This window comes from Nocardia farcinica (genome assembly GCF_029867845.1).
GTDB lineage: Bacteria > Actinomycetota > Actinomycetes > Mycobacteriales > Mycobacteriaceae > Nocardia > Nocardia farcinica_A.
The window spans coordinates 1-2,290 of sequence record NZ_JARWRU010000089.1; the positions used below are offsets into that span (position 1 = coordinate 1).

The 2,290-nt window shown below is 71.7% G+C and carries 1 protein-coding gene and 1 pseudogene; one reads left to right on the plus strand and one right to left on the minus strand.

The window, feature by feature from the left end; translation table 11 throughout:
• Positions 1–1,448: urease subunit alpha (locus tag QH283_RS01565; RefSeq protein ID WP_280501230.1), on the plus strand; the 1,448-nt coding region annotated here is incomplete at its 5' end.
• 93 nt (positions 1,449–1,541) lie between these two features.
• Here the strand turns inward: QH283_RS01565 and QH283_RS01570 are convergent.
• Positions 1,542–2,234: pseudogene (locus QH283_RS01570) on the minus strand (aldo/keto reductase); the annotation flags it as partial.
• Between the last annotated feature and the right edge of the window lie 56 nt (positions 2,235–2,290).

Below are 2,290 nucleotides of genomic sequence, written 5' to 3' on the forward strand. Positions count from 1 at the left end.
GCATCCGTGACGGCCGCATCAGCGCCATCGGCAAGGCGGGCAATCCCGACATCATGTCCGGGGTGCACCCCGACCTGGTCGTCGGCCCGTCCACCGAGATCATCGCGGGCAACGGTCGCATCGTCACCGCGGGCGCCATCGACTGCCATGTGCACTTCATCTGTCCGCAGCTGATGGACGAAGCGCTCGGTGGCGGCATCACCACTCTCATCGGCGGCGGCACCGGCCCCGCCGAGGGCAGCAAGGCCACCACCGTCACCCCCGGCGCCTGGCATCTGGCCAGGATGCTCGAGGCCACCGACCACTGGCCGCTGAACATCGCACTGCTCGGCAAGGGCAACACCGTCAGCGAAGCCGCCATGTGGGAGCAGTTGCGCGGGGGCGCATCCGGTTTCAAGCTGCACGAGGACTGGGGCTCCACGCCCGCCGCCATCGACGCCTGCCTGCGGGTGGCCGACGCCTCCGGCGTGCAGGTCGCGCTGCACTCCGACACCCTCAACGAGATCGGCTTCGTCGAGGACACCCTGGCCGCCATCGCCGGACGCGGCATCCACGCCTATCACACCGAGGGCGCGGGCGGCGGGCACGCGCCCGACCTCATCACCGTTGCCTCGCCCCCGAACCTGCTGCCCAGCTCCACCAATCCCACCCGGCCGCACACCGTCATCACCATCGACGAGCATCTGGTCATGCTCATGGTGTGCCATCACCTCAGCTCCGCCATCCCCGAGGATCTGGCCTTCGCCGAGAGCCGCATCCGGCCCTCCACCATCGCCGCCGAGGACCTGCTGCACGACCTGGGCGCGATCTCCATGATCGGCAGCGACTCCCAGGCCATGGGCCGCATCGGCGAGGTGGTGATGCGCACCTGGCAGACCGCGCACGTCATGAAGCGCCGTCGCGGCGCCCTGCCCGGCGACGGCCCCGCCGACAACAACCGGGTCCGCCGCTACGTCGCCAAGTACACGATCTGCCCGGCAGTGGCGCACGGCCTCGACGACGAGATCGGTTCGGTCGAGCCGGGCAAGCTCGCCGACCTGGTGCTCTGGGAGCCCGCCTTCTTCGGGGTGCGCCCGCACGCGGTGCTCAAGGGCGGCGCCATCGCCTGGGCGGCCATGGGCGACGCGAACGCCTCGATCCCCACCCCGCAGCCGGTGCTGCCGCGTCCCATGTTCGGCGCCGCCGCCCCGGTCGCCGCGGCGACCTCCCTGCACTTCGTCTCCGAGCACGCCATCGACGACGGGCTCGCCGACCGCATCGCGGTGCGCCGCCGCCTGGCCCCGGTCAAGGACGTCCGCAAGGTGGGCAAGGCCGACATGCCAGGCAACGACGCCATGCCCCGCATCGAGGTCGACCCCGACACCTTCACCGTCCGCGTCGACGGCGAGGTGTGGGCCGAGGAGCCCGCCACCGAACTCCCCATGGCCCAGCGCTACTTCCTCTTCTGACCCGTCTGCGGCCTCGACCCCGGCCGACGTCGAGGTCGGGACCGGCGACCATGAGGATCGGCCTCGCCGGGACGACGGCCCCGGCCCGGCCGGTCAGGCGTCGATGGTCGACAGGTCGCCGTAGCGTTCGCCCGCGACCGCCTCGCGGGGGACGGCCTCGGCGAGGCGGGTCAGGTCGTCCGGGGTGAGGGTGACGGAGGCGGCGGCGACGTTCTCCTCCCGGTACTTCACCCGCTTGGTGCCGGGGAGGGCACCCACGCCCTCGCCCTGGGCCAGCACCCCGGCCTGGGCGAGTTGTCCCGGGGTGACGCCCTTCTCGGCCGCGATCTCGGTGATCCGCGCGACCAGGGCGAGATTGGCCGCGAGCGCGCCGCCCTGGAAGCGGGGGAAACGGCCCTGGCGGCGGGAATCGTTCTCCGGCAGGTCGGCGGCGGAGGTGATGGCGCCGGTCAGCAGGCCGCGGCCGAGCGGGGAGTAGGGGACCAGGCCGATGCCGAGTTCGCGCAGCGTCGGCAGGATCTCGTCTTCCACGTGGCGGGTGAACAGGGAGTACTCGCTCTGCAGGGCGGTGATCGGGTGCACGGCGTGCGCGCGGCGGATGGTGCCCGCCGAGGCCTCGGACAGGCCGAGGTATCGCACCTTGCCCGCCTCGACCAGCTCCTTCATCGCGCCCACGGTGTCCTCGATCGGCACCGTCTTGTCCACGCGATGCTGGTAGTACAGGTCGATGTGGTCGACGCCGAGACGTCGCAGCGAGGCGTCCGCCGCCATGCGCACGTACACGGGACGGCCCCAGACCCCCACGAAATAACCCTACACCCCCCGGGCCGTGACGCAATATG